This window comes from Pseudoalteromonas sp. UBA2102, from assembly GCF_002331165.1.
GTDB lineage: Bacteria > Pseudomonadota > Gammaproteobacteria > Enterobacterales > Alteromonadaceae > Pseudoalteromonas > Pseudoalteromonas atlantica.
Genome location: NZ_DCYU01000125.1, coordinates 1 through 3963, shown reverse-complemented (window position 1 = coordinate 3963; position 3963 = coordinate 1). Strand labels below are relative to the sequence as shown.

Sequence of the window (3963 nt, the reverse complement as noted above, 5' to 3'; positions counted from 1 at the left end):
TTATTTATTGATGGCAGTAAAAAAGTACACCCGATTGTATGGGCGGGTGTTGCGCTGAGTGTGTTTCAGCAATTTGTAGGTATTAACGTGGTGTTTTATTACGGCTCTGAGCTTTGGCAAGCTGCTGGGTTTGATGAGTCGCAATCGTTATTTATAAATGTATTAGCGGGTACGACTAATATTGTATCGACCTTTATTGCTATTGCCCTTGTTGACAAAATTGGCCGTAAGCCACTGCTATTAGTAGGCAGTATTGGTATGTTTATCAGCTTAAGCGCGCTTACTTATATATTTGGCAGCGCAGGCCTTGATGAAGCAGGCAAGCTTGTACTTAGCGATAACATGGGTACGTTTGCGCTTATTATGGCTAACTTATTTGTGGTATTTTTTGGTTTAAGTTGGGGCCCCGTTGTGTGGGTGTTATTAGGCGAAATGTTTAATAACCGTATTCGTGGGGCAGCGCTTGCTGTTGCTGCAAGCGCACAGTGGATTGCTAACTTTGCCATTACCATGACCTTCCCTATTATGCTGGCTAACATAGGCCTTGCCGGAGCGTACGGATTTTATGCTTTATCTGCACTTATTAGCATATTTTTTGTGGCCAAATACATTACAGAAACCCGTGGTAAAACACTTGAGTCTATGTAATTAGCCCTGAAAGCGGTGAACCCTTTTCACCGCTTTGTGCTTTTTAGGTAAATGATTGATTCAATAGCAGTATTAAACCATCTAATAATTACTGCGCTAAACAGTGGCTTATCAATCGCGTTCAGTATTCCTTTTTACTATAAGTAATCGATTTAAATTCCTTTTTTGAATATAGAAAATTAGCTATTGTCCGCGTTTTCCCACTACGTATGTCTATCAAAATGAAAAATAAGTTAGTATCTGGTTTGGCCCTAACCCTTACTTTAGGTTCGTTTAACGCATTTGCTACCAATGGATATTTTACTCATGGTTATGGCATGACCCACAAAGGCATGGCGGGTGCGGGTGTTGCGCTATCTGAAGAGTTAATGTCTGGCGCTAATAACCCTGCTACCTTTTTAGCTAATGGCACGCAATTATCTGTGGGCTTGGAGCTTTTTTCGCCTGATCGAAAATACTCAGCATCTGATGTAGATACCTTTTACCCTGACGCATTTTACCTGCAAGCAAAAACCCAAAAAAGTGATAACACTTTATTTGCTATTCCTGAGTTTGCTATTGGCCACCAGCTTAATGACAAAGTAAGTATTGGCTTATTAGTTTACGGTAATGGCGGTATGAACACCGACTACAGCGCCGATTCAGAGCCTGAAGGCACATTTTATGCTGGCACTACGGGTGTTGATTTAAAGCAAATGTTTATTAGCCCAACAATAAGCTACAAACTTAACGAGCAAATACGCCTTGGTGTATCACCAATTTATGCAGTGCAGCAGTTTAAAGCTACAGGCCTTGGAAACTTTGCGCCTTTTTCGCAATCGCCCGAAGCCCTTACAAATAATGGTACCGACACCAGCACAGGCTTAGGTATTCAATTAGGTATTAGCCAAGATATAAACTCGTCATTAAGCTGGGGAGCAAGTTACCGCTCATCAGTATCTATGCAAGAGTTTGATAGCTATAAAGGTTTGTTTGCAGAGCAAGGTGGATTTGATTTACCTAGTTCGCTTCAAATTGGCGCAGCTTATAAAATTACGCCAAACAACCAGCTTGTATTTGATTGGCAAAAAATAAATTACAGTGAAGTAAACAGCATTGCTAACCCGATTGATAATTTAATGTCGGCTCCACTAGGTGCCGATGCAGGCGCAGGTTTTGGTTGGGACGATATGACCATTTATAAACTTGGCTATCAGTGGCAGCGTACAGCAAAACAAAAAATTCGCTTTGGTATTTCGTATACAGAGCAACCTATTCCTTCATCAAACGTTTTACTTAATATTTTAGCGCCAGGTGTGCAAGAATGGCATTTTACTACGGGTTTTAGCCATTCTATTAGTAACACGGTACAATTAAATGCAATGGCTTTTTACTCGCCAGCTAAAAAAGTATCGGGTGCTAACTACTTAGCGCCAAACCAACAAATATCAATTGAAATGGAGCAATCAGGCCTAGGTGTGTCGGTTGTTTGGGGAATATAAAATGGTTACAGAGTTTACGCCAATAGCGGCAGCTATAGGGGGTGCTTTAATAGGAATAGCGTGCGCACTATTACTGGTTTTATACGGAAAAATAGCCGGTATATCAGGCATTGTTAAATCTGTTTTTAATAAGCAAACGGCTGAGTCGCGTTGGAAATTATACTTTATTGTAGGGCTATTATTAGCCGGTATTGCGGTGCGTATATTTGCGCCGTCTTTATTAGAAGGTGAGCTGAGCTTATCGCCTGTGCTTATAGTTGTAGCTGGGCTACTTGTCGGTATGGGCACCTCATTAGCTAATGGCTGTACAAGTGGCCATGGCGTATGTGGTATGTCGCGTTTTTCTACCCGTTCGTGGGTTTCAACATGTACATTTATGGCCGTGGCTATAATAACAGCAAACCTCGTAGGGTAAAAAAATGACAGCAGTAATTCATGTTATTTTAGGATTTATATTTGGTTTAGGGCTTATCATTAGTGGTATGACAAACCCCGACAAAGTACTTAACTTTTTAAATTTTCAAAACCAATGGGATGGCAGTTTAATTATTGTAATGGCTGTAGCTATGGGAATAATGATGCTGGCGTGGTTTTGGGTTGCCAAAAAAGATAGACCACTGCTTGGTGAAACGTTTACTTTAAGTGATGTTAAAAACATTAGCCCTCGGCTAATCACTGGCTCTGTACTGTTTGGTTTAGGCTGGGGATTAAGCGGCATATGCCCAGGCCCTGGCCTTGTGCAACTTACTTCACTTAAAATGGAATTTTGGTTATTTTTTGCAGCCGTACTTGGCGGTATGTGGATAGCTAAAAAAGTATAAATTTAACCTCGGAAGATATACGGCCTTAGTCCTTCATTAAAACTGGCAGGTATTAGCTTGCCAGTCTAACCCTATTTAAATAGCCCCTCTTTCCTTGCCTTGGCTAACTATTCATATAGGTACATAACTTGCTGCTTACTCTTTTAAGTTTATAAAAGAGAGGTAAGTAATGTCTGCTACTACTTTTTACAACCTAACAGAGCAACCTTGGGTAGTTATTGCTATTTGTTTAGTTTCCATAACTATAGCTTTGTTTTGCATCCGCTTTTTTATAATGTACTGGCTTAAAAAGTGGACCTCTCATACTAAATTTATATTCGATAGCTTACTTATCGCCTCTATCTCTAAACCGCTTACCCTTTGCACAATTATTGTGCTACTCACCATTATAGAGCAAGGGTTGTTAATACAAGGCGAGCCGGTTGCGAGCTATATTTCGTTTTCGACCATTAATATTATTTTGGGCTTAGTGGCTATTATTTTATTTTTTGACCGCTTTTTTGTGGGCACCATTAATTACTACAGCAAAGAGTCGGCGGTAATTTTTAATTCGCAAAGTATTATTAAAGGCATTATTAGGGTAAGCGTTTTATCGGTCGGGGCTTTAGTGCTGTTAGGCACCTTGGGTATTTCTATTACGCCTATAATTGCCTCGTTAGGTATTACGTCATTAGCGGTGGCACTTGCCCTGCAGCCCACCCTTGAAAACTTTTTTTCGGGCGTACAACTTGTTATAGATAAACCCATACGGGTGGGGGATTTTATTGAGCTTGAGTCAAAGGAGCAAGGCTTTGTAGAGAAAATTGGTTGGCGCTCTACGTGGGTTAAAATGCTGCCAAATAATATGATTATTATTCCTAATAGTCAGCTTTCTAAATCGCATATTAGTAGGGCGTGTTGATCTTTGATGTTTGAATTTGCAGCAGCGTGTTTGGTTTTTAGGCAAGGCAGAGCCTATGAAGTGTGGTTATTCCCCATAAATAGGCGATAACGCAGCATAAATGCCAAACATG

Annotated in this window: 4 protein-coding genes and 1 pseudogene; all 5 read left to right on the top strand. The window is 40.3% G+C overall.

Annotated elements, in window-relative coordinates; translation table 11 throughout:
• Positions 1-648, top strand: a 648-nt coding sequence (locus B2R65_RS16655; RefSeq protein ID WP_286744518.1) for an MFS transporter, incomplete at its 5' end; no start/stop codon positions are given.
• Between the two features lie 221 nt (positions 649-869).
• Positions 870-2129, top strand: coding sequence for an OmpP1/FadL family transporter (locus tag B2R65_RS16650; protein WP_286744515.1), 1260 nt, complete (start codon positions 870-872; stop codon positions 2127-2129).
• Position 2130: 1 nt separating this feature from the next.
• A complete protein-coding gene (locus B2R65_RS16645; protein ID WP_054982225.1) occupies positions 2131-2544 on the top strand; it encodes a YeeE/YedE family protein in 414 nt (137 codons plus the stop codon).
• Positions 2545-2548: 4 nt separating this feature from the next.
• A complete protein-coding gene (locus B2R65_RS16640) occupies positions 2549-2950 on the top strand; it encodes a DUF6691 family protein (protein WP_286744510.1) in 402 nt (133 codons plus the stop codon).
• A gap of 169 nt (positions 2951-3119) precedes the next feature.
• Positions 3120-3836, top strand: a pseudogene (locus B2R65_RS16635) (mechanosensitive ion channel family protein); the annotation flags it as partial.
• Positions 3837-3963 lie beyond the last annotated feature (127 nt).

Excerpts from the sequence above, each read along its gene's own strand:
- B2R65_RS16650 (WP_286744515.1), top strand. The coding sequence starts at position 870 with ATGAAAAATAAGTTAGTATCTGGTTTGGCCCTAACCCTTACTTTAGGT.
- B2R65_RS16645 (WP_054982225.1), top strand. The coding sequence starts at position 2,131 with ATGGTTACAGAGTTTACGCCAATAGCGGCAGCTATAGGGGGTGCTTTA.
- B2R65_RS16640 (WP_286744510.1), top strand. The coding sequence starts at position 2,549 with ATGACAGCAGTAATTCATGTTATTTTAGGATTTATATTTGGTTTAGGG.